This window comes from Phocaeicola coprocola (assembly GCF_041333015.1).
GTDB classification, from domain to species: Bacteria; Bacteroidota; Bacteroidia; order Bacteroidales; family Bacteroidaceae; genus Phocaeicola; species Phocaeicola coprocola.
Genome location: NZ_JBGKGM010000001.1, coordinates 1,129,302 through 1,149,452 on the forward strand (window position 1 = coordinate 1,129,302; position 20,151 = coordinate 1,149,452).

General features: G+C 41.8%; 13 protein-coding genes, 2 tRNA genes, 1 rRNA gene and 1 pseudogene. 10 read left to right on the forward strand and 7 right to left on the reverse strand.

What is annotated here, in order from left to right:
* Window positions 1-109 precede the first annotated feature (109 nt).
* The 6 genes from topA to ACDG22_RS04750 all read left to right on the forward strand — a co-directional run bounded on the left by topA (window position 110) and on the right by ACDG22_RS04750 (window position 6,708).
* A complete protein-coding gene (gene topA, locus ACDG22_RS04725; RefSeq protein WP_007568290.1) occupies window positions 110-2,440 on the forward strand; it encodes a type I DNA topoisomerase in 2,331 nt (776 codons plus the stop codon).
* On the forward strand, window positions 2,440-2,967 hold the full coding sequence (locus ACDG22_RS04730) for a shikimate kinase (protein WP_007568291.1): 528 nt from the start codon (window positions 2,440-2,442) through the stop codon (window positions 2,965-2,967). Before topA ends, ACDG22_RS04730 begins: the two co-directional genes overlap by 1 nt.
* 28 nt (window positions 2,968-2,995) lie before the next feature.
* A complete protein-coding gene (speA, locus tag ACDG22_RS04735; protein ID WP_007568292.1) occupies window positions 2,996-4,888 on the forward strand; it encodes a biosynthetic arginine decarboxylase in 1,893 nt (630 codons plus the stop codon).
* Window positions 4,889-4,905: 17 nt separating this feature from the next.
* Entirely contained in the window at window positions 4,906-5,679 is a 774-nt protein-coding gene (gene argB, locus ACDG22_RS04740) for an acetylglutamate kinase (RefSeq protein ID WP_007568293.1), read from the forward strand.
* A gap of 65 nt (window positions 5,680-5,744) precedes the next feature.
* A complete protein-coding gene (locus tag ACDG22_RS04745; protein WP_007568294.1) occupies window positions 5,745-6,254 on the forward strand; it encodes an RNA polymerase sigma factor in 510 nt (169 codons plus the stop codon).
* On the forward strand, window positions 6,244-6,708 hold the full coding sequence (locus ACDG22_RS04750) for a hypothetical protein (RefSeq protein ID WP_204460370.1): 465 nt from the start codon (window positions 6,244-6,246) through the stop codon (window positions 6,706-6,708). The genes ACDG22_RS04745 and ACDG22_RS04750 overlap by 11 nt, the downstream gene beginning before the upstream one ends.
* Window positions 6,709-7,055: 347 nt before the next feature.
* Here the strand turns inward: ACDG22_RS04750 and ACDG22_RS04755 are convergent.
* Window positions 7,056-7,532: pseudogene (locus ACDG22_RS04755) on the reverse strand (hypothetical protein); the annotation flags it as partial.
* Window positions 7,533-7,572: 40 nt separating this feature from the next.
* Window positions 7,573-7,884 carry a hypothetical protein gene (locus ACDG22_RS04760; protein ID WP_022125697.1) on the reverse strand — a complete coding sequence of 104 codons (312 nt, stop codon included), beginning with the start codon at window positions 7,882-7,884 and terminating at the stop codon, window positions 7,573-7,575.
* Window positions 7,885-8,183: 299 nt separating this feature from the next.
* On the opposite strand from ACDG22_RS04760, the gene ACDG22_RS04765 reads away from it, so the two are divergent.
* Together ACDG22_RS04765 and ACDG22_RS04770 are read left to right on the forward strand one after the other, a co-directional pair.
* Window positions 8,184-8,888: a M48 family metallopeptidase gene (locus tag ACDG22_RS04765; RefSeq protein WP_040311962.1), complete on the forward strand. Its 705-nt coding sequence runs from the start codon at window positions 8,184-8,186 to the stop codon at window positions 8,886-8,888.
* Window positions 8,889-8,988: 100 nt separating this feature from the next.
* Window positions 8,989-9,076, forward strand: a tRNA-Ser gene (locus ACDG22_RS04770).
* Between the two features lie 206 nt (window positions 9,077-9,282).
* Here the strand turns inward: ACDG22_RS04770 and ACDG22_RS04775 are convergent.
* The 5 genes from ACDG22_RS04775 to ACDG22_RS04795 form a co-directional block, all read right to left on the reverse strand.
* On the reverse strand, window positions 9,283-11,652 hold the full coding sequence (locus tag ACDG22_RS04775) for an ABC transporter permease (RefSeq protein WP_270230966.1): 2,370 nt from the start codon (window positions 11,650-11,652) through the stop codon (window positions 9,283-9,285).
* A gap of 88 nt (window positions 11,653-11,740) precedes the next feature.
* Window positions 11,741-12,418: an ABC transporter ATP-binding protein gene (locus ACDG22_RS04780; RefSeq protein ID WP_007568300.1), complete on the reverse strand. Its 678-nt coding sequence runs from the start codon at window positions 12,416-12,418 to the stop codon at window positions 11,741-11,743.
* Window positions 12,419-12,445: 27 nt separating this feature from the next.
* The gene (locus ACDG22_RS04785; RefSeq protein ID WP_022125695.1) at window positions 12,446-14,818 is read right to left on the reverse strand and encodes an ABC transporter permease; all 2,373 of its coding nucleotides are present in this window, start codon (window positions 14,816-14,818) and stop codon (window positions 12,446-12,448) included.
* Between the two features lie 12 nt (window positions 14,819-14,830).
* Entirely contained in the window at window positions 14,831-17,212 is a 2,382-nt protein-coding gene (locus ACDG22_RS04790) for an ABC transporter permease (protein WP_007568303.1), read from the reverse strand.
* Window positions 17,213-17,720: 508 nt separating this feature from the next.
* The gene (locus tag ACDG22_RS04795) at window positions 17,721-17,900 is read right to left on the reverse strand and encodes a hypothetical protein (RefSeq protein WP_370858797.1); all 180 of its coding nucleotides are present in this window, start codon (window positions 17,898-17,900) and stop codon (window positions 17,721-17,723) included.
* A gap of 516 nt (window positions 17,901-18,416) precedes the next feature.
* Here ACDG22_RS04795 and ACDG22_RS04800 point away from each other — a divergent pair.
* A 16S ribosomal RNA gene (locus ACDG22_RS04800) occupies window positions 18,417-19,944 on the forward strand.
* A gap of 124 nt (window positions 19,945-20,068) precedes the next feature.
* Window positions 20,069-20,142, forward strand: a tRNA-Ile gene (locus tag ACDG22_RS04805).
* Window positions 20,143-20,151: the final 9 nt, after the last annotated feature.

Here is a 20,151-nt window from a genome sequence, read left to right on the forward strand (position 1 = left end):
TCGGAAATATTAAAAAATAAGAAATTTAGAAAAACGCACCTTATTATATGGTGTACTTCAGGTTTTTTCATACATTTGTCCCAAAATCACTAAATGGATTACAGAAGTTATGCAAAATAATCTGGTAATAGTTGAGTCCCCCGCAAAGGCAAAAACTATTGAAAAGTTTCTTGGAGAGGGGTATAAAGTTCTTTCAAGTTACGGTCATATCCGCGACTTGAAACAGAAAGCGTTCAGCATCGACATAAAAGATCATTTCGCTCCAATATATGAAGTGCCGGAAGATAAGAAGAAACTGGTAACAGAGTTGAAGAAGGAAGCAAAGAAAGCTGACATGGTATGGCTCGCATCCGATGAGGATCGTGAAGGAGAAGCTATATCCTGGCATTTGTTTGAGGTGCTTGAACTGGACCCTGCGAAGACGAAACGTATTGTATTCCATGAAATTACTAAAACTGCTATATTAAAAGCTATCGAGCATCCACGTGATATAAATGTAGACTTGGTTAATGCTCAGCAGGCACGTCGAGTACTCGACCGTATTGTTGGTTTTGAACTGTCGCCGGTATTGTGGAAGAAAATAAAACCTTCTTTGTCAGCCGGACGTGTACAGTCGGTTGCCGTACGCCTTATTGTGGAACGTGAACGTGACATACATGCGTTCGTGAGTGAAGCTTCGTATAAGGTGACTGCTGTTTTTACCGATGATAAAGGTTCAGAAATCAAGGCGGATTTAGGAAAGCGTTTTAAGACGAAAGAAGAAGCTAAGGCATTTCTTGAAAGTTGTAAGAATGCCGGATTTAAGATAGAAGATATCACTACCCGTCCGATGAAAAAATCGCCGGCAGCTCCGTTTACAACTTCAACTTTGCAGCAGGAAGCTGCGCGTAAGTTGGGCTATACGGTAGCACAGACAATGATGCTGGCTCAGAGATTGTATGAAAGCGGATTGATAACTTATATGCGTACTGACTCTGTGAATTTGTCAGATCTTGCTTTAAGTACCAGCCGGGATACCATTCTTTCACTGATGGGAGAAAAATATGTGCATACTCGCCATTTTACGACGAAGACTAAAGGTGCACAAGAAGCCCACGAAGCGATTCGTCCGACCTATATGTCGAATGAAACGATAGATGGAACTTCTCAGGAAAAACGTCTGTATGATTTGATCTGGAAGCGTACGCTTGCTTCACAGATGGCAGATGCTGAACTGGAGAAGACTACTGCGACTATATCTATCAGCGGTCATATGGATAAATTTATTGCTGTAGGTGAGGTTGTTACCTTTGACGGATTCTTACGTGTGTATAAAGAGTCGTTTGATGATGATGTAGAGCAGGAAGATGAAGGGCATTTGCTTCCGGCGTTGGAAGTCGGTCAGGTCTTAGACTGCAAGGAGATTGTTGCAATGGAACGCTTTACTCAGGCTCCTCCACGTTATACAGAAGCTAGCTTGGTACGTAAGTTGGAAGAACTGGGTATCGGACGTCCTTCTACATATGCACCTACTATTTCTACTATCCAGCAGCGAGGATATGTTGAAAAAGGAAACCGTGAGGGAGTAGAACGTAATTATGAAATTCTGCAACTGAAAGGAAACAAAATTACGGAAAGTACCAAAACAGAACTTACCGGAAGTGAAAAAGCGAAGCTGATACCTACTGATGTCGGAATGGTTGTTAATGACTTCCTGAAAGAGTACTTCCCTCAAATCATGGATTATAATTTTACGGCTAGTGTCGAAAAACAGTTTGACGAAATTGCCGAAGGAGATAAAAAGTGGACTGATGTGATGGAGCATTTTTATGAAGGTTTCCATCCGTTGGTGGAAGATACGATGGCTGCCAAGTCGGAACATAAGGTAGGAGAACGTATGCTTGGAGTTGATCCGGTAAGTGGAAAACCGGTTTCTGTGAAAATCGGACGTTATGGTCCGGTAGTGCAGATAGGTACTGCCGATGATGAGGAAAAGCCTCGCTTTGCTCAGCTGAAGAAAGAATATTCTTTGGAAACTATAACTCTGGAAGAGGCACTCGATCTGTTTAAACTTCCTCGTACGCTAGGAGAACTGGATGGCGTTGTTGTAACTGTCGGAACCGGACGTTTCGGACCATATGTACGTTATAATAATACGTTTGTTTCCATACCCAAAGATATGGACCCGATGTCTGTTACACTGGAAGATGCCGAAACTTTGATCCGTGAAAAGCAAGATGCGGCTGCAAAAAAAGTTATCAAGACTTTTGATGCTGATCCGGATATGCAGATTTTAAATGGCCGTTATGGACCGTATATTTCGTACCAGAAGAAGAACTATAAGATACCTGACAGCGTAGAAGCTGCCGACCTGACATTGGATGCATGCTTCAAGGTTATTGAATTGCAGAAGGAAAAAGCTGAAGTTCGTAAGGTACGTGGCGGTGTAAAAAAGAAATAATGAAAAGAATCTTTTTAATAGGTTATATGGGATCGGGCAAAACTACGCTAGGAAAAGCGTTTGCCCGTGCCATGCAACTCCAGTTCATCGATTTGGACTGGTATATCGAAGAACGTTTTCATAAAACAGTACAGGAGTTGTTTGCCGAACGTGGAGAGAACGGCTTCCGTGAGATAGAAAGAAATATGCTCCATGAAGTTGGAGATTTTGAAGATGTATTGATTGCTGCTGGAGGAGGTACTCCGTGCTTTTTCGATAATATGGATTATATGAATAGTGTGGGAGATACTGTGTTTCTGGATGTCAATCCGGAAGTTTTGTTCCGGCGCTTGAAAATAGCCAAGGCGAAGCGTCCGCTGCTGGCAGATAAGACAGATGATGAACTAATGAATGTCATCACAAGTGCTTTGCAGAAGCGCATGGACTTCTACCGGCAGGCTAAGTATACATTCAATGCCGAAAGACTGGAAAGCTATGAGCAAATCGGTGAATCGGTGAAAAAGCTGAAATTATTATTAGATAAATAGATTATAAACGTAGACTTTATGTTGTGAAATGAGAAAATGGCGTATTGAAGATTCTGAAGAACTCTACAACATTACTGGGTGGGGTGTTTCATACTTTGGTATTAATGACAAAGGTCATGTAGTAGTAACTCCGCGTAAAAACGGTGTGGCAGTCGATTTGAAAGAATTAGTCGACGAACTTCAATTACGGGATGTCACAGCACCTATGCTAGTGCGTTTCCCCGATATTCTGGATAACCGTATCGAAAAAATATCCAATTGCTTTACTCTTGCTTCCGAAGAGTATGGATATCAGGCTCAGAATTTTATTATTTATCCTATTAAGGTAAATCAGATGCGGCCGGTTGTCGAAGAAATCATCAGTCATGGAAAGAAGTTCAATCTGGGACTGGAGGCTGGTTCAAAACCCGAACTTCATGCTGTGATTGCCATTAATACGGATTCTGATTCGTTGATCATTTGTAACGGCTATAAGGATGAAAGCTATATAGAACTGGCTTTGTTGGCGCAGAAGATGGGTAAGCGTATTTTCTTGGTTGTTGAAAAGCTGAATGAACTTCGTCTGATTGCCAAGATTGCCAAGCAACTGAATGTACGTCCCAATATCGGAATCCGAATAAAGTTGGCTTCTTCGGGCAGTGGTAAATGGGAAGAAAGTGGAGGAGATGCAAGTAAATTCGGATTGACCTCCAGTGAACTGCTTGAGGCTCTCGATTTTATCGAGAAAAAGGAAATGAAAGATTGTTTGAAACTTATCCATTTCCATATCGGAAGTCAGGTTACTAAAATACGTCGTATTAAGACGGCATTGCGTGAAGCTTCTCAATTTTACGTACAGTTACATCAGTTAGGATTCCCGGTAGAATTTGTTGATATAGGTGGAGGATTGGGAGTCGATTACGACGGAACCCGTTCTTCATACAGTGAAAGTAGTGTGAACTATTCTATACAAGAGTATGTAAACGATTCTATCTCTATCATGGTGGATGCTAGTAACAAGAACAATATTCCGCATCCTAATATCATTACAGAGAGTGGTCGTTCGCTCACTGCTCACCATTCTGTCCTAATTTTTGAAGTTCTTGAAACAGCTTCTTTGCCGGAAATGGAAGAAGAGTTTGAGGTCAGCCCTGAAGATCATGAACTGGTACAGGAATTATATCAGATATGGGATAATCTGAACCAGAGCCGTATGCTTGAAGCATGGCATGATGCTCAGCAGATTCGTGAGGAAACGTTGGATCTGTTTAGCCATGGTATTGTGGATTTGAAAACTCGTGCACAGATAGAACGTTTGTACTGGTCGGTTTGTCGTGAAATTAATCACATCGTTTCAGGGTTGAAGCATGCTCCCGATGAGTTCCGCAATCTGGATAAATTACTAGCTGATAAATATTTCTGTAATTTCTCTTTGTTCCAGTCACTGCCGGATTCATGGGCTATCGACCAGATTTTCCCTATTATGCCTATTCAGCGTCTGGATGAACGTCCGGATCGTACGGCTACATTACAAGATATAACTTGTGACTCGGATGGTAAGATAGCAAACTTTGTGTCGACAAGAAATGTGTCGCATGATTTACCAGTACACACCATCAAGGCTAAAGAGTCTTACTATATAGGTGTATTCCTGGTAGGAGCTTATCAGGAAATCTTGGGAGATATGCATAACTTGTTTGGAGATACGAATGCTGTGCATGTAACAGTTAACGAAAAAGGCTATACCATCGATCAGGTTATCGACGGTGAAACTGTAGCAGAGGTGTTAGATTATGTACAGTATAGTCCGAAGAAACTGGTGCGTACACTCGAAACATGGGTGACAAAATCGGTAAAAGAAGGGAAAATCTCTTTGGAAGAAGGAAAGGAATTCCTGGCAAATTACCGTTCGGGATTATATGGATATACATATTTGGAGTAATACAAAATAAGCATACGATGAAAGAGAAGTTGACTATTGTAAAAGTTGGTGGAAAAATTGTTGAAGAAGCTGATACATTGAGTCAGTTACTTGCTGATTTTTCTGCAATTCCTGGCTATAAGCTGTTGGTACATGGTGGTGGACGCTCTGCAACAAAAATTGCTGCCCAACTGGGTATAGAGAGTAAAATGGTAGATGGACGCCGTATTACTGATGCTGAAACCCTGAAGGTGGTAACGATGGTCTATGGAGGATTGGTAAATAAGAATATTGTAGCCGGCCTTCAGGCGAAGGGAGTGAATGCCGTTGGATTAACTGGTGCTGATATGAATGTGATCCGTTCGGTAAAACGTCCTGTAAAGGAAATAGACTATGGTTATGTGGGAGATGTGAAGCATGTCGATGCCGAAGTGCTTGTTTCGTTGATTAGCCGTGGAGTAGTTCCGGTTATGGCTCCGCTAACTCATGATGGTGAAGGCAATATGCTTAATACAAATGCCGATACGATAGCAGGAGAAACGGCTAAAGCTCTGGCTGAAGCTTTTGATGTCACTCTTATTTATTGTTTCGAAAAGAAAGGAGTCTTGCGTGACGCCGAAGATGAAGATAGTGTAATACCTGTCATAACTCCCGACTTATTTAAGAAATATGTCGATGAAGGAGTGATACAAGGCGGTATGATTCCTAAGCTTGAGAACTCTTTTTCGGCAGTTGAAGCCGGAGTTTCCCAAGTTGTAATAACCTTAGCCTCAGCGATAGACGGTAAGTCTGGTACGATAATAAAAAAATAATTCAAAAAAAATAGGCGGGTGAGTGTAACTTTTGTGAAACTCACCCGTCATTAGTATAGAGAGCAATGCGAGAGATTAGTTTCCGAAATGATATATTGCCTTTGAAAGACAAACTTTACAGGTTGGCACTGCGGATAACATTCGACAGTGCTGAGGCAGAAGATATCGTGCAGGATACTATGATTCGAGTATGGAACAAGAGGGACGAATGGACACAATTCGATTCAATTGAAGCTTATTGTCTGACTGTTGCAAGGAATCTTGCTATTGATCGAAGCCAAAAGCTGGAATCGCAGAATGTTGAATTGACTCCCGAAACACAAGAAATGCCCGATACATTGACTCCCGACAGAGCGTACGAACAGGATGAGCAACTAAGGCTGGTGCATCATTTAATTAATGAACTGCCAGAAAAGCAACGCACTATCGTACAACTTCGGGATATAGAGGGAAAGAGTTATAAGGAAATAGCCGATGTCTTGCAACTGACAGAGGAACAGGTAAAAGTGAATTTGTTCAGAGCGAGACAACGGATAAAGTTAAAATACAGCGAGATAGATAACTATGGACTATAAGTACATTGAACAACTTTTAGAGAAATACTGGAATTGCGAAACTTCGGTGGAGGAAGAACAGATATTGCGTTCTTTTTTTCGCCAGAAAGAGCTTCCGGAACATTTACTCCGCTATAAATCTTTGTTTGCCTATCAGGAGGCTGAGAAAGATATAAAGTTGGGCGATGACTTTGATTCACGTATTCTGGCGGAAATAGAACGACCGGTAGTCAAGGCAAGACGCCTTACTTTACATACGCGTTTTATGCCTTTGTTCAAGGCGGCAGCTGTAATGGCCTTGCTGTTTTCTATAGGAGGAGTCGTGAAGCACTCTATGGTAGGGAATAAAGCAGGAGTAGTATATGTTTACGATCAGTTCGAGAACGATACTCATGATCCGCAAGTGGCTTATAAAGCCGATTCGGTAAAATCACCGATGAAAGTTTCGGAACAATCTGCTTTGAAAAAACAATAAAGTTGACATTTTCATTTGCTTTTATATAAATAGTTAGTGCTTATTTAAGAAAAATCATTGATGAGGCTGTGAAGTTTCAATTCTCTCAAATTAGAAATTACTAACTCAATAAAAAGGATTACCGCGTGAGCAGTAATCCTTTTCGTATGCTCGGCATGAGTATTAGCTAACGGGTGCAAGTCCCCAATGAGCCCTAATAGCGGGAATCATACAGCCAAAAGCAAGGGTGTCCATCGCGAGTTGGAATCTGAAAGAAGCTGGCGGCAAACATCTGGTCTGACGAACAGAAACTTCATATAAGGCATATGACCGTGGGTAAGGTTGCGAAACAAACTAAAGCCCTATAGCTATTCGGGACGGTTAGTGTAAATGGAGCAGACATAAGATTGAAAGTTAATACCCTTATCCGAGGAGGTCTCACGGACATATGGTGAGGATGAATGATTCGAAGTACCATGATGGAGTAAAGCTTGCCGTGAGAAGTCAGCAGAGGTCGTAGTACCCAAGGCATGTATGCCTATAGGGAAGGACCAAACTTTATTTAAACGGCATAACTGAAAACTACCGTTTGTTGGAACGAATGCATAAAACCAAAACAGAAGTATTGGGCTACCTTTAAAGAGATAGGACGGAATCCGAAGGGTATAAAGGAGCGCAGACCTACAAATGGATGGTTGAAGAAGATGTCGTGGAAGTGTCTTTCGAAGAATACGAAAGGCATCCATAGTAAAGAACCGCCGTATGCCGAACGGCACGTACGGTGGTGTGAGAGGTCGGAAAACGAAAGTAGGAAGAAAACTACTTCGTTTTCCTCCTACTCGATTCTTTTTGTGTTACTGTTAGTAAGTATGAAACGGGGCTTTTTTATTCGATAATTTCTCCTTTTTCAGTGAAAAAGATGTTGGCTTCTGTACCTTCTTCATCTACCACTGTTACCTGATAAATCTTCACGCCATCTTCGTCTTCCTGATAAGCTGCACTCTTTACTGTATATTCACTAAAGTTTTTGGTCAGAGCGTCCTGTATAGCTTGAGGCAAGTCTTTTACTTCGATAGGAGTGTAATCGGCTACATTCAGTTGAATACTGATTTCATTTGTTGTTTTTGCATTTGCAAATGCTACTGATGATGTGCCTAATCCTGCTATTAATGCTATTGCTACAAAAATCTTTTTCATAATCGTAATTTTTTAAGTTTGACAATTGTTTCTGTAAATAGAAAGACAATGGCTGTACCAAACTTTTGTTCTGCGTTGTAAATTCTTGATTATTAATATTGTAATTAATTTCATACTTTCCTGTATATTGAAAAAGTGAGGATTTCTTCCTCGAACCTGTAGAGTTGAAAATGTGAAAGCCACGGAAAATCTACATGGAAAAAGTTAATTTTGTATGACCTTCTAATCGTTTGGCTTTATATGCCGGAATATAAATAGAAGATGAAAAAATGAAGTTTTTTCCGTAAGTTTGCTGTATGATAAGTAAGAAACAAATTATTTCAGATAAAGATTTTGGAAAGATACATTTCGTAGTACGTCGTTCAGCTCGTAATATAACGATGCGTGTAAAAGAAGACGGCTTGCATGTTACTACTCCTCCTTACCGGAGTATAACAGCATTACTTGAAGCAATTGCTCCTTTCCGTGAACGTTTGCGCAATGTCTGTTCAGAAGTAAAGCCGAAACCTTTCGATTTAAATTTCTCTATCGAAGCAGAATGTTTTCGATTAAAACTCGAAACTTCTCCATTGAAAAATTTTACAGTCAGTATGAGGGATGAAACGGTAGTGATAGCCTGTCCAGCTCATGCCGATTTTACAACAGACAGAGTCCAGACTTTAGTAAAAAATGCTGTTATGCGGGCGATGAGGAAAAAAGCAGAAGAATACTTGCCTCCTTTAGTACAGTACTGGTCGAGCTTGTTTGATTTACCTTATAATAAAGTAACGATATCAAAGGCTCGTTCTCGTTGGGGAAGTTGCTCTTCCAAACGGGATATAAGTCTGTCGTTTTACCTGATGCTTTTGCCGGCACATTTAATGGATTATGTGATTCTGCATGAGCTGGCACATACCCGCGAAATGAATCATGGTCCTAAGTTTTGGGAGTTGTTGAATCAGTTGACGGATGGCAAGGCTTTAGCATTGCGTAAAGAACTACGCATGCATCGTCCTGTATTTTAAGAATGGAGCAAATATGATTGACAGGGAACTGTCGTCATAAAAAATCTGCTGTTGACGATGATAACGGATAAGAAAAGTCAGTATATTCGCTGCCGATAAAGGAAAGATGCCAGAGTGACCGAATGGGCCGGACTCGAAATCCGGTGAACGGCTTGTCCGTTCCGTGGGTTTGAATCCCACTCTTTCCGCTTTTAAATTCGAAATATATTACCCATTCATTTTTTTCGTGAACTAAGTTAGCATCAAAAATAATACTTTGATGGCTGAACTAATTGACTCTATTTGCGCATAACAGCATTAATAAGGGAAAGCCTTTTATGAAGCAAAGAGGTTGCTTCATCCTTTAGTTGAATGAAAGCAAGCCTCTTTGTTTCATAAAAAACACGAGTATCAACTATTCTGTCCTTAAGTTGTTGATCGGGTTGCTATGTGCTGCTTTAAGTATCATACTACAACTGATTGCAAATATGATTATCAGTACAGCGAGTACGCATCCTCCAAACAGATACCATGTAAGAGAAATTTTAGTTGCAAACAACTCCAGTAATCGGGTACTGATAATTATTGCGAATATGCTTCCGGTTAGAACAGCAGGAATAGCTATTTTCAGGATATCTTTCAGGAAGATGAGTTGTACATCCTTTACTTGTGCTCCGTGAATGATACGGATAGCTATTTCCGAACGTCGGCGGTTTACTTCATCACGGATATAGGCTATCAGTCCGATAAGTGCAATTACCAGAATACATAGTCCGACAAAAAGTATACTGTTTCTCACGTGTAACAGCATGTTGTATTGATTAGTCATTTCCAGGTCGAGGCTATATACGTGTTTCTCCTGGCTGGGCATGGTACGGCTGACTATGTCTTGTACCTCCTTGATTTGTGCTGGACCCATTTCTTTCAAACGAATGTAAAGAAGATGGTTGGGATGTCTGTTATAGAACATCACTGTCGGACGCTCGTCGAAATCTTCCGCAACTTGAGAACCTAGATGAATTTCTTCGTAGATACCACAGATAGTGTACGGGCCTTGATGTTCTGTGATAAAAACTTGCTTACCAACAGGAGAGCCCGTCCACCCGGCAAGTTTTTCCATTTGTTTGATAAAGTTACGGCTTACCATTACTTCCTGGCTGGCACTATCTCCCAGTTCAGTAGTAAAAGTACTTCCTTCTAGTACAGGAATACTGAAAACCTTATGATAGTCGGAACCCACGTCGTACATGTCGGCTATGTTCATATACTCTTTACCGCTTTGTGGGTCGTATACATTGTTTCCGCTGCATTTCATAAACATTTCCTGATATCCCCAGGTTACTCCGCTTACGTTGGGAAGTCTTTTTAACTCCTGTATGCAACGTTCACGTTCTACTGTTTGGGTTCCGGGCAGAGAAACGTAGAGCACATTTTTGTATTCGAAGCCAGTGCGGTAGTTTGTCAATGCCTGATACTGGAGGCCGATAACGGTAAGCAGACAGACAAAGAAAGTTGTCAGCATGAACTGTACGAATAAAAGTCCTAATTTCCACTGTCGTTTGTTTTCTGTGTATCGGCGGTAAGCGTAGGTGACAGGTATACGTGTATATATGTAGCCGGGCATTACACCGCAAATTATAGCAATGGCAATAACGACTATTAAACACAGAACTAAAGCTGTGGGAGAAAATAAGGCTTGCAAACTATGTCCCATTTGCTCCTGTAAAAAATCTTGCAGCCCGAAGATGATGAGTATGGCAAGTATCAGAGCGATGAAGCAGTGTAATACCGATTCAGCCAGTATCATGCGATAAATATCCTTACTTTCTGCTCCGTAACAGCGGTAAGTAGCAATGCTTTTAGCTCGTTTGACTACCGATGAAACAACCAGCAGGATATAATTCAGGACTGCTACTGCCAGCATAATAAAGGCAAAGGCCAGAAAAACGATATTCATGATACGATTGTATTCCGAAGACAGGAAGATCGTGTTTACAGGTTTCAGGTTCAGGTAAAACTGGCTGCCCGAGCGTTCTAGTTCTTCCATTGGAGCATTGGTATACAGCATATGCTTGATGTTGGGCTCCAATGTTTTCGGATCAGTACCCGGGTGTAGGCGGACATAGCCCGAATAACGGTCATTTCCTAGCCAGTTATCTCTTCCGTCCCCCATAATTTGTCCGATAGTAGGAAGAGCTACGGCAATGTCTATTTTCGGCAGATGAGTGTTTTCCGGGAAATCCTCAAAGACCCCTGCTACCGTAATGTGAAAGTTTGGGAAAACTTTCCATGTCAGCTGTTTGCCTAAAATATCATTACCCAGTACTTTCAGCAGTTTGGCTGAGATATAAGCATTGTTGGCTTTTTCCAGTCCGCTGTGTGGCTCTTCTCCCATTAAGATTTTTCGTGGAAAGACATCGAAGAATGAACTGTCACACAAATAAGCATTTCCTTTTATGATGCGTTGATCCTCAGTTGTTAACAACAGATCTTCATTCAGTATAGTAAAACGGGTTGCGGCTTCTACTTCTGGACAATATCGTTTGATACCCGGAGCAATGGCTCCCGATACACTGCTGTGGTTTAACCAATCACTACCTTGCTGCTTGTAATTTTCCTGTATGATATAAGTGTCTTCCAGATGGGGAATAAAGTTATCATACGACCGTTCGAAAATTACTTCGGCAAGCATTACCAGTCCGATAGCCATTCCTACACCCAGACAGAGAATTTTTATCAAGTTTCCTTCTCCTTTTCGAAAAAGATTCTGTAAAGCTCTTTTCATTGTTTGGCATGGATTGAAAGAAAGTAAGAAGGCACATCCGGACACACTTTCGGTGTACCTTCTTTTCATTGTATAAACTTAAGAGAGATTACATTTCACTGATGGATGATACGATCTGTCCATCGAACAGGTTGATGACACGGCTGGCAAATCCTGCATCACGCTGGCTATGGGTTACCATGACGATGGTAGTACCTTCTTTATTCAGTTCGGTAAGCAGCTCCATCACCTCCAGTCCGTTTTTAGAATCCAGGTTACCAGTCGGCTCGTCGGCAAGGATAATTTTCGGATTGGAAACTACGGCACGGGCGATAGCCACACGCTGTTGCTGACCACCGGATAGCTGTTGTGGATAATGTTTGGCACGATGACTGATATTCATGCGCGATAAAATTTCAGTTACTCGTTTCTTGCGCTCTTCCGCAGGAATATTCAGGTAAGTAAGAGGTAGCTCAACGTTTTCGAATACATTCAGTTCGTCTATCAGGTTGAAGCTTTGGAATACAAAACCAATACTTCCTTTACGTACATTGGTACGATCTTTTTCTTTCAGATGCCCTACCTCTTTATTGTCCAGATAATAGTTGCCCGAAGTCGGATTGTCCAGTAAGCCTAGGATGTTCAGTAAGGTTGATTTTCCGCATCCGGATGGTCCCATGATGGCGACGAATTCTTTTTCATTAACTTCCAGATTTACATTGTTTAAGGCAATTGTTTCTACTTCTGTAGTGCGGAATGTCTTGCAAAGGTTTTCAATTTTGATCATAGTGGTAAGTATTAAATTATTATTATATTATTCTATTTTTAAGTTCTCTGTCGGGTTGCTTGTTGCAGCACGGTAATTCTGTATAGTTACAATCGTAAGTGTAAGTATTATTATAATGGCAAAAGCTATCAGAAAAACCCACGGTGACAGGTTGATTCGGATAATAAAGTTTTGTAGCCATTTGTCCATGAAGAACCAGGCAAAGGGACTGGCGATGATTGAACAGATTGTTATGATGCGCAGGTAAGTACGGTTAAAGTTCCATAGAATATCAGAAGTTTTTGCTCCGTATACTTTGCGTATGCCGATTTCCTTACGCCGGTATGCTGTTTCGAAAATGGTCAGGCCAAATACTCCTACCAATGAGATAATGATAGCCAGCAAACTGAAGAGGGTAACCATGTACTGTTGATTGGTTTCTTTTTCATACAGTTGTTGGTAGTAGGTATTGAAGAAATTGACTTCTACCGGATATCCGGGGAAGATTTTCTCAGCGGTTTCGTGAATATGACGGAGAGCAGTAGAAACATCACTTCCTGCCTTAATACGGATATAGGCATAAGGCAGCTTGGTGAGTTGGGATTCTACTGTGAATAAAAATGGGCTATAGGCAAATGCATTGACCCGGCTTGAAGTAAAGATTACATCATCGATATATCCCACGATATAGTTACTCTTTGAGTGGTTTCCTCTAAAAGGAGTATCAGTAGGGATATGTTGTTCATCTTTGATGCGTTTAGTACCTAGGCAATAAGTGTATTTGTTGCTGGATATTGTATCCGAAGCTAGAAAGAAACGTCCTTCTAATAACTTAAATCCCATAACTTCACCAAAATCGGGTGAAACACGAATTTCATAATGATAAAACTCTTCTCCTTCATATTTTGATCCGGTCATACTATACACATCGCTAGCGCCTAGTTTGGTAGAAACATATGCAGTACCTTTAAATTCCGGGAATTTCTCAAGTTCATGTTTGAAAGTGGTGAATTGTGATAGTTCTTGTCCTTTGTGGGGAAGTCCGGCTATCACAATTTCGTCACGTGCAAATCCGGTATCTTGAATTTTCATGTATTGGTTTTGTTGCCAAATGAATGTGGAGCATACTAATAGAGCAAATGATATGATATATTGGAAGCTCGTAAGCAAGGTGCGGAATAATCTGCCTTTGGCCGAGAGAGCATAATTACCTTTCAGCATCAGAGCCGGAGGAAATGAAGTCATATACCATGCAGGGTATAGACCTGCTATTATACCGGTAAGCAAAGCAATGCCTCCTGATATCAGAATTACAGGTAGATAAGTAAAAAAAGAAGGCGTAAATCCTATCAGACTGAGTAGTTTCATGTGTGTTAGAATCCACACGATAAATAGTGAAAGTAACCATCCGATAAGGACGATGGCGATAGTTTCTGATATTAGTCCTATGCGGAGTTGGTTGACAGGGCTGCCCAATACTTTTTGAGTATTGATACTGCGAATACGCATCGGAGTGAGTGCGGTGCTGAAATTAATCAGGTTGATGGCAGCAATGCTGATAGTAAGAATGGCGATGGTAATCAGCAACCAGGTATGTTGGCGATCACCGACTTTATAGAAAATCCAGGGATTCGCTTCATAATAAACGTTGCGGATTGGCATTGCACAGACTTCTCGATCTGATTCAGAATAGATGGTCATGTTTTCTGCCAGATGACTGCTTTTAAGCTGTTCGTTTAAAGTTTGGATATTGATACCGGGTTTCATGCGGATGATAGCGTAGTAACTCTGAGTTCCCCAACGGTCTTTATTCTTTTGTTTATCGATATCACGGTAGATAACATTTTTAAACTGACTGTTTTCAGGAAAGTCTTTGTATACTCCAGTGATGAGCAGTTTCTTGTTTTCTGGCATATAGAGATAACTTCCTACGGCATTTCCTTTCGGGAAAAGCTTTCGGGCCTGGCTTTCAGATATAATAGCTCCTCCAGGCTGGCGTAATCCTTCATCATTTCCTGTTATGAATGCCATGCCGAGTGTTCGGGCAAAATCTGGGCTTACTACGGTAACAGGTTCGTAAATGTACTGGGGTTGCTTGGCATCGGTTGAGATAAGTTCTGCATAATTGGGAGAGCAATCAAAAAAAGCTCCACATTCGATTGCAGGTGTTTCTTCTATCACTCCTTCTACAAAAGGTCGGGGCAATACAATCAGTTCATTGGGGTGATGGTCTACACTGAGATTCAGTACAGCAATACGGTCGGAATCCGGATAACAAGTATCAAAGTTGTATTCGTAACTTACCTTCATCATGATCAGGATGAAGGCAGCAAAAGCTGTTGATAATCCCAACAGATTGAGTACGGAAGCTGTCCGAAAACGTTTGAGCGTGTAAAATAAGTTGCGTAATATTGTTTTCATAATGTTGCAATGTTATTCTGTTTTTAAGTTTTTTATCGGGTTACTTGTTGCAGCACGGTAATTCTGTATAGTGATGGTTATCAGTGTGATGAGGCTGATAATGATGCAGGTAAGAATGAACATCCACGGTGTGATGTCTATTCGTTCGGTAAATTGTTCCAGCCACTTGGATACGATATACCAAGCTATCGGGGTTGCAATAATGGAGCTGACTATTGATAGTGTGAGATACGATTGCCCGAATATCCAGAGAATTTGATAGGTGTGAGCTCCATATACTTTTCGGATGCCGATTTCTTTGCGGCGCTGTTCTGCTTCAAAGATGATAAGACCGAAAACTCCTACCAGTGAGATAAGGATGGCAAGCAAGCTGAATAAGGTGATCATCCGTTGCTGCTCAGCTTCTTTCTGATAAAGTTGGCTGTATACCTGATCATAGAATTTTACTTCAACAGGATAGCCGATAAAACATTTGGCTAATGTCTGGCGAATATGCTTCAAGGCTGTCCTCATATTGCTTCCGGCTTTTACGCGAATGTAGGCGAAAGGCAAAATATCACTACTGTATTTCCCGTTTGGACAGAATATATAGGGCAGTGCTTCAGAACGGAGCGAGGTGAACTGTACGTTGTTGACGTATCCTTTTAGCTTGACATTCATGCCCCAGACGAAGAAATCCAGTGTTGAGCCAGCCGGAATACCGGTTTTTTGCTGTAAATCCTGAGTTGCGATAAAGTTTAAATCATTATGAAGAATAGAGTCGCTGGGAAGAAAGTCTTCTCCTGATACTATTTTCATACCCATTACCTTACAGAAATTTGTTGTGACATCAATGTAGTAATGTCCGTACATTTTTTCTTTATATAAGAAAGCATATTGAGTATATCCGTTTTCTCCGCCCAGACTTGATTTGGCATAAGCTATGTCGTCTATTTCAGCAAAACTTTTTAGAGTATTTGTAAAATTGCGGTATTCGGAGCTTTGGTAAGGCATTTGTGGAAGAGAGGCAACTAGTATCTGGTCTTTATCGATGCCTGATATATAATTCTGCATAAAGCGGTTTTGTAAGAAAATGAATCCGGCTGTCACAATCAGAACAAATGAAACGATATACTGAAAACCGATAAGGAACATGCGGAGGCGTTTGCCTCTTCCGCTTAGGGCACAGTTTCCTTTCAATACGAGGGCCGGAGGGAAAGAAGTCATGTACCATGCTGGATAGACTCCGGCAATTACGCCTGTCACCAATGCGATGATTCCGGTGTATCCTATAATGTGCCAGTAGGTAATCAATGAAGGGGTGAATCCCATAAAAGTGAGCATCTTCAGGCGTATGAGTATTTCGACAATGCCCAGTGATAAGAACCAGCTGATCAAGATGATGCCGACTGATTCGGTACTTAAGGCACGGCGTAATTCCCAGTTGCTGCTGCCCAATACTTTTTGAGTATTGATACTGCGCATGCGAACTGGTGCTAGGGCGGTACTGAAATTGATAAGATTAATGCAAGCGATAATGATAATCAGTAATCCGATACTTACGAGAAGAATCATTGTATTGCGGTTTCCTGTTTTGAGGTAATAGGATGCCGACATGTCATAATAGAGTTTTTGGATGGGGAATACATAAAGCCGTTGATTTCCTTTGTCTACAATATTCAGTCGTTTATTGGCTCCACTGGCTTCGATTTGTGAGTTGATATCAGTTGCGCTTACTCCCGGTTTCAGTCGGAAAAAGGCAAAAAAGTTCATACTTCCCCAGTCATCTTTCTGGAAATCACTCATCCGGATGAATATGTCATTTTTAAATTGGCAGTTTTCAGGAAGGTCTTTGAAGATTCCACATATTCTGAACTTGTCTATTCCTGCTACCAGTCCAGTATTGCCTTCCGTATAGAGATAGGAGCCCAAAGCGTTACCTTTTGGGAAAAGTTTATGGGCATAGCTTTCCGATATAATGATGCTTTCAGGCTTATCCATATCCTTGTCGCTTCCTTTTACGAACTGTAGTCCGATAACTTTTCCGAAATCAGGGTACACAGCCCACGGAGTTTCATAGAAATATTGCGGATTTTCAGGATTGGTGCAGAACGCTTGTTTCTGCCAGCAGGGAGCGTAGATGGTTCCATATTCGATGCCGGGTACTTGTTGGATGAGGAAATCGATTGGGCCTCTTGGAAGTAAAGTGATCGAATTATCTTTTTCTTCTCCAAAATTTAGCATGACCAGGCGGTCGGAGTCTGGATAACACGTATCAAAGTTGTATTCGTAGCTCGCTTTCATCATAATCAGCATGAAGGCAGCAAAAGCTGTTGATAATCCCAACAAGTTGAGTACGGAAGCTGTCCGAAAACGTTTAAGCGTATAAAATAGATTGCGTAATATTGTTTTCATGATGTTGCTATGTTATTTTTAAGTTTTTATAGGACTCTCATGGGTTACATTCCGTCTGATGAGTGTAAATTTCATCAGACGTTTCACATCTTTTGTTCCTATTTTAAAAAGTAAAATCTGTTTTTAATTCTTTCATAAATCTATTAGCCGTTTGCTTTTTATGATACAAACAGCGTGCCATTATATTAACTTGTTGTTAATCAGTATGCTATCTTTATGCTAGTTTTAAATGACTGTCTAATAATTTGACACAGGGTGTATGATTTTTAGACACTGTTATAAAAATATCTTCTCCCTTCTAAGTTTCAAGAGACTCTCGTCATGTTTATTTATAGAGTTCCGGTTTAGAGCGACACGAGATTCTTAAATAGCATGTTCATCGGACATGAATGGTATATTTTTACGTGAAGAAACAGTGCCGCTTTGTGTATTTCCGTCGGTACTGATAATCAGTCTGTTCGTTATGCTGAAAAAAATATGCTGTAATTTTAAAAAAAGAAGGTGTATTTTAGGTGAAAACATGCCGTTGTTTTGATGAAGAGAAGGCGTTGTTTTTCCATTGTGCCGCTTTTTGCGGATAATGCGGTGTGTTTTCCTTCGCGCACATGCGCCCGCCCGCGCAATAAATATTATTGTGCATGTTTTCCTCCTCCTTCTGCGTCCGGTAAAAAAATATGCCGCGTAACATAGCTGTTTTCCAGTGTCTTACGAAAAAACTTTGGGAAACGGTCAAAAAAAAGTCGTGTAAAAGTTGGAGTTTGCGAAAAAGTGCGTAATTTTGCACCCGCTTTCGAGAGAGAAACGCGCTGAAGCATTGACAGAGTGAACGTGAGGTTTCCGGTTTATCGGTTGTTGCCTTGTATCTTACCTTAGCGGTGCTAAGGGAGCGAGAAGGGCTTGCGGTTCCGGTTTCTGACCGCTGGAAAATTTTTTCGAAAAAACTTCGAAAAAATTTGGTGGTTAAGAAAAAACCTCTTACCTTTGCAAACGCTTTCGCTAACAAACGGAAGCTTAGAAATAAGAGATAGTTCTTTGAAAGACTTTGGATAAACAAACGAAATGTAGTACAAGCAGTAGTCATGTGATATATATAATGTGTATCCGTGATGAAGTGATAAAACCGTCAATCTGATTAAATAATCAAGAAACATTCGGTCACCTGAACAGAGACAAAAAGTACTCGCAAGAGTGAAAAAGATATTTTACAATGAAGAGTTTGATCCTGGCTCAGGATGAACGCTAGCTACAGGCTTAACACATGCAAGTCGAGGGGCAGCATGAACTTAGCTTGCTAAGTTTGATGGCGACCGGCGCACGGGTGAGTAACACGTATCCAACCTTCCGTTTACTCAGGGATAGCCTTTCGAAAGAAAGATTAATACCTGATAGTATGGTGAGATTGCATGATGGCACCATTAAAGATTTATTGGTAAACGATGGGGATGCGTTCCATTAGGTGGTAGGCGGGGTAACGGCCCACCTAGCCTGCGATGGATAGGGGTTCTGAGAGGAAGGTCCCCCACATTGGAACTGAGACACGGTCCAAACTCCTACGGGAGGCAGCAGTGAGGAATATTGGTCAATGGGCGAGAGCCTGAACCAGCCAAGTAGCGTGAAGGATGAAGGTCCTACGGATTGTAAACTTCTTTTATACGGGAATAAAGTTTCCTACGTGTAGGATTTTGTATGTACCGTATGAATAAGCATCGGCTAACTCCGTGCCAGCAGCCGCGGTAATACGGAGGATGCGAGCGTTATCCGGATTTATTGGGTTTAAAGGGAGCGCAGACGGGAGATTAAGTCAGTTGTGAAAGTTTGCGGCTCAACCGTAAAATTGCAGTTGATACTGGTTTCCTTGAGTGCAGTTGAGGCAGGCGGAATTCGTGGTGTAGCGGTGAAATGCTTAGATATCACGAAGAACCCCGATTGCGAAGGCAGCTTGCTAAACTGTAACTGACGTTCATGCTCGAAAGTGTGGGTATCAAACAGGATTAGATACCCTGGTAGTCCACACGGTAAACGATGGATACTCGCTGTTGGCGATATACTGTCAGCGGCCAAGCGAAAGCATTAAGTATCCCACCTGGGGAGTACGCCGGCAACGGTGAAACTCAAAGGAATTGACGGGGGCCCGCACAAGCGGAGGAACATGTGGTTTAATTCGATGATACGCGAGGAACCTTACCCGGGCTTAAATTGCAGACGAATTACGAGGAAACTTGTAAGCCGCAAGGCGTCTGTGAAGGTGCTGCATGGTTGTCGTCAGCTCGTGCCGTGAGGTGTCGGCTTAAGTGCCATAACGAGCGCAACCCTCGTGGTCAGTTACTAACAGGTTAAGCTGAGGACTCTGGCCAGACTGCCATCGTAAGATGTGAGGAAGGTGGGGATGACGTCAAATCAGCACGGCCCTTACGTCCGGGGCTACACACGTGTTACAATGGGAGGTACAGAAGGCTGCTACCCGGCAACGGGATGCCAATCCCCAAAACCTCTCTCAGTTCGGACTGGAGTCTGCAACCCGACTCCACGAAGCTGGATTCGCTAGTAATCGCGCATCAGCCACGGCGCGGTGAATACGTTCCCGGGCCTTGTACACACCGCCCGTCAAGCCATGAAAGCCGGGGGTACCTGAAGTGCGTAACCGCAAGGAGCGCCCTAGGGTAAAACCGGTAATTGGGGCTAAGTCGTAACAAGGTAGCCGTACCGGAAGGTGCGGCTGGAACACCTCCTTTCTGGAGCGTGACCTGAATAAGGGTTTTGTCCCTTGTGCTGCATGGGAGTTTGTTTAACGATATAGAAGAGAGAAAGATGAAGCCGAGTCGGTAACAGACTAGGTTGAACTGAATCACAAAAGCTAGTCCTATAGCTCAGTTGGTTAGAGCGCTACACTGATAATGTAGAGGTCGGCAGTTCAACTCTGCCTGGGACTACCCGAAAGG

Excerpts from the sequence above, each read along its gene's own strand:
- topA (WP_007568290.1), top strand. The coding sequence starts at position 110 with ATGCAAAATAATCTGGTAATAGTTGAGTCCCCCGCAAAGGCAAAAACT.
- ACDG22_RS04730 (WP_007568291.1), top strand. The coding sequence starts at position 2,440 with ATGAAAAGAATCTTTTTAATAGGTTATATGGGATCGGGCAAAACTACG.
- speA (WP_007568292.1), top strand. The coding sequence starts at position 2,996 with ATGAGAAAATGGCGTATTGAAGATTCTGAAGAACTCTACAACATTACT.
- argB (WP_007568293.1), top strand. The coding sequence starts at position 4,906 with ATGAAAGAGAAGTTGACTATTGTAAAAGTTGGTGGAAAAATTGTTGAA.
- ACDG22_RS04745 (WP_007568294.1), top strand. The coding sequence starts at position 5,745 with ATGCGAGAGATTAGTTTCCGAAATGATATATTGCCTTTGAAAGACAAA.
- ACDG22_RS04750 (WP_204460370.1), top strand. The coding sequence starts at position 6,244 with ATGGACTATAAGTACATTGAACAACTTTTAGAGAAATACTGGAATTGC.
- ACDG22_RS04760 (WP_022125697.1), bottom strand. The coding sequence starts at position 7,884 with ATGAAAAAGATTTTTGTAGCAATAGCATTAATAGCAGGATTAGGCACA.
- ACDG22_RS04775 (WP_270230966.1), bottom strand. The coding sequence starts at position 11,652 with ATGAAAAGAGCTTTACAGAATCTTTTTCGAAAAGGAGAAGGAAACTTG.
- ACDG22_RS04780 (WP_007568300.1), bottom strand. The coding sequence starts at position 12,418 with ATGATCAAAATTGAAAACCTTTGCAAGACATTCCGCACTACAGAAGTA.
- ACDG22_RS04785 (WP_022125695.1), bottom strand. The coding sequence starts at position 14,818 with ATGAAAACAATATTACGCAACTTATTTTACACGCTCAAACGTTTTCGG.
- ACDG22_RS04790 (WP_007568303.1), bottom strand. The coding sequence starts at position 17,212 with ATGAAAACAATATTACGCAATCTATTTTATACGCTTAAACGTTTTCGG.
- ACDG22_RS04795 (WP_370858797.1), bottom strand. The coding sequence starts at position 17,900 with ATGTTACGCGGCATATTTTTTTACCGGACGCAGAAGGAGGAGGAAAAC.